The 2,531-nt window shown below is 77.8% G+C and carries 3 protein-coding genes; all 3 read right to left on the reverse strand.

Annotated elements, in window-relative coordinates; genetic code table 11:
• Window positions 1–109: 109 nt before the first annotated feature.
• Genes GTR00_RS18780 through GTR00_RS18790 form a run of 3 tightly spaced genes read right to left on the reverse strand, consistent with a single transcriptional unit; the run spans window position 110 to window position 2,528 of the window.
• Window positions 110–1,225 (reverse strand): prephenate dehydrogenase, encoded by a 1,116-nt coding sequence (locus tag GTR00_RS18780; protein WP_166613091.1) that lies wholly within the window; start codon window positions 1,223–1,225, stop codon window positions 110–112.
• 6 nt (window positions 1,226–1,231) lie between these two features.
• Window positions 1,232–1,594 carry a chorismate mutase gene (gene aroH, locus GTR00_RS18785; protein ID WP_166613093.1) on the reverse strand — a complete coding sequence of 121 codons (363 nt, stop codon included), beginning with the start codon at window positions 1,592–1,594 and terminating at the stop codon, window positions 1,232–1,234.
• A gap of 49 nt (window positions 1,595–1,643) precedes the next feature.
• A complete protein-coding gene (locus GTR00_RS18790) occupies window positions 1,644–2,528 on the reverse strand; it encodes a pseudouridine synthase (protein WP_407659734.1) in 885 nt (294 codons plus the stop codon).
• Between the last annotated feature and the right edge of the window lie 3 nt (window positions 2,529–2,531).

The raw sequence follows: 2,531 nt of genomic DNA on the forward strand, positions 1-2,531 counted from the left end.
TGGACGGGCCCTCCGGCTCCGGCAAGTCCAGCGTCAGCCGCGCGGGGAGGTGGGCACCGGACGAGGTTAGTCGACGGGCCCCGCACCCACCGACCCGTGCGCGCGCGCCTCAGGAGGCCGGCACCGTCCAGCCGCGCCCGCGCAGCGCCTCCGCCAGCGGCGCCGCGGCCGCCGGCAGCACGTCCACCGAGGCCAGCGCCACCGCCTGCCCCGGGGAGTGCTCCAGGCGCAGGTCCTCCAGGTTCACGCCCGCCGCGCCCACGTCGGCCAGCAGCCGGGCCAGCTCGCCGGGGCGGTCGGGGACGACGACCACGACGGTGGCGTACAGCGCCGGCGCACCGCCGTGCTTGCCGGGGATCCGGTCGCGGCCCGCGCCGCCGGCGGCTACCAGCCCCGCCAGCCGCGCCCGCGCCCCGGGGGCGGCCGGGTCGGCCTGCAGCGCGCGCAGCGCCGCGACGACGCCGTCGAGGTCGTCGCGCAGCGCCTCCAGCACCCCCGCGACCGGCCCGGCGTTGGCGGCCAGGATCTGCGCCCACAGCACCGGGTCGCTGCCGGCGATGCGGGTGACGTCGCGCAGGCCCTGCCCGGCCAGCCGCACGGCCGGCTCCGGGGCCTCGCGCAGCCGCGCCGCCACCAGGCTCGCGGCCACCTGCGGGGCGTGCGAGACCAGCGCGACCGCCTCGTCGTGCTCGGCGGCCGGCATCGGCACCGGCACCCCGCCGCAGTCCAGGGCCAGGTCGTGCACCAGGGCGACCGCGGCGCGGTCCGCGGCGGCGCTCGCGGCCACCACCCAGGGGCGCCCGGCGAACAGGTCCGCGCGCGCCGAGACGGCCCCGCCGCGCTCGCGCCCGGCCATGGGGTGCCCGCCGACGTAGCGGGACAGGTCGGCGCCGGCGGCGCGCAGCGCGGCCAGCGGCCCGCCCTTGACGCTGGCCACGTCGGTGACGACGGCGCCGGGGTGCGCGGCCAGCTCGGCGGCCACGACGTCGGCCACCACGTCCGGCGGGGCGGCCACGAGCACCAGGCGCGGGTCGTCGCCGGCCGCCGGCAGCCGGCCGGCGCCGAGGTCGCGGGCCAGGCCCACCGCGGTGGGCGAGACGTCGCTGAGGACCACGTCGACGCCGCGCAGCGACAGCGCCAGGCCGGCGGAGGCGCCGAGCAGGCCGGTGCCGACGATGCGCACCGTGCCGCTGGTGCGCGCCGGGGCCGTGGCGTCGAGGGTCACCGCGGCCTACTGGGCGATGTCGCGGCGCAGGGCCTGCGCGCCGCGCAGGTAGACGTGGCGCACCTGCGCGCGCGCCAGCGGCGTCTCCACGTGCGCCATGAGGCGGATCACGCGAGGCATCGAGCCGGCGACCTCCAGCTCGCGCGCGCACATCAGCGGCACGTCGCCCATGCCGAGCTCGCGGGCGGCGACCGCGGGGAACTCGCTGGTCAGGTCCGAGGTGCAGGTGAAGAGCACGCTGATGAAGTCGTCCAGGGACAGCTCGTTGAGGCGCACCACCTCCGAGACGAGCTCGCGCGTCGCGGCGAGGACGACCTCGCGCTCGTCGACGTCCACCTGCACCGCACCCCGCACCGCCCGCACCGACACGGCGCTCACCGTACTGGTGCGCACGGGGCCGGCGCGGGCGGACCGCCGGTCACAGGCCCACGGCCGCCATGAGCTGCTGCACCTCGCCGCGCGTGAGGCGGCGGTTCTTGCCCGGCTTGAGGTCGCCGAGCACCAGCGGGCCCATCTGGGTGCGCACGAGCTTGAGCACGGGGTAGCCCTCGGCGTCCAGCAGGCGCCGCACGACGTGCTTGCGGCCCTCGTGCAGGACGACCTCGACGAGCGCGTAGCCGGGCTTGGAGTCCACCAGGCGGAAGGAGTCCACGGTCACCGGGCCGTCGTCCAGCTCCACGCCGGCGCGCAGGTTCCTGCCCAGGTCGCGCTTGACGGGCCCGCGCACCTCGGCGAGGTACGTCTTCTGCACGCCGAAGGAGGGGTGCTGCAGGCGGTGCGCGAGGGCGCCGTCGTTGGTCAGCAGGATCAGGCCCTCGGTGTCGAGGTCCAGGCGCCCGACGTGGAAGAGCCGCTCCTCGCGCGGGCCGACCATGTCGGCGAGGTTCAGGCGGTCCTGCTCGTCGAACATCGTGGAGACGACGCCCTTGGGCTTGTTGACCATGATGTAGACCATCTGGTCGTCCACGGAGAAGCGCAGGCCGTCGACGTGCACGACCTGGCGGGCGGGGTCGATGCGCACGCCCAGCTCGGTGACGACCTCGCCGTCGACGGTGACGCGCCCGGCGGTGATCATCTCCTCGCAGGCGCGGCGCGAGCCGGCGCCGGCCTGGGCGAGGAACTTCTGCAGGCGCACGCCCTCGGGGTCGTGCACGTCGGCGCCGCGGCGGGTCTGCGGGGCCGGCCCGCGGCGCGGCGGCGCGGGGGCGGGCTGGATGTCGTCGGTCATGCGGCGCGCGGCGCCGCGGCGGGCGGGACGGCCGCCGGGCTTGCCGGTGCCCCCGCGACGCCCGACGAGCAGCAGGAG

This window comes from Kineococcus indalonis (genome assembly GCF_009906395.1).
Classification (GTDB): domain Bacteria; phylum Actinomycetota; class Actinomycetes; order Actinomycetales; family Kineococcaceae; genus Kineococcus; species Kineococcus indalonis.